The sequence below is a fragment of the Pseudomonas sp. KB_15 genome, assembly GCF_052114525.1.
In the GTDB taxonomy this organism is placed as follows: domain Bacteria; phylum Pseudomonadota; class Gammaproteobacteria; order Pseudomonadales; family Pseudomonadaceae; genus Aquipseudomonas.
Window position 1 is genome coordinate 1 of sequence record NZ_JBFREX010000279.1, and the last position, 407, is coordinate 407.

General features: G+C 69.4%; 1 protein-coding gene. It reads right to left on the reverse strand.

The genetic code is table 11. From position 1 onward, the window contains the following. A partial coding sequence (locus tag AB4Z35_RS30875; RefSeq protein WP_442101282.1) for an AzlC family ABC transporter permease occupies positions 1-383 on the reverse strand: 383 nt, incomplete at its 3' end. Between the last annotated feature and the right edge of the window lie 24 nt (positions 384-407).

Sequence of the window (407 nt, forward strand, 5' to 3'; positions counted from 1 at the left end):
TGCTTGAGGTTCGGCACGATGATGGCGATGAAGGTCAGCGGCAGGAAGAAATCGAGCGGCCAGTCCTGCGGCACCTGCGCGCCGACCAGCACGCCGGCCAGCGTGGAGAGCTGCCAGCTCGACCACAGCGAGAAGCCGGCGCCGAAGTAGAACCAGTGGCGGTAGCGCGCCCGCTCGCCGGTATCGCCCAGGCGGCGCGTCATGGCGGCGAAGGCCTCGTCGGTCAGCAGGTAGGCCACCAGCGCCTTCCAGCGGCGCGGCAGCGGTGCCAGCGACGGGGCGATCGTGGCCGARTASAGCGCRTGGCGCAGGTTGACCATSGCSACGGTSAMGGCGATCASCASCGCCGGCGTGCCSGCCGCCCASAGTTGSGTCAGGATCATCTGGGAGGCGCCGCCGAACACGAT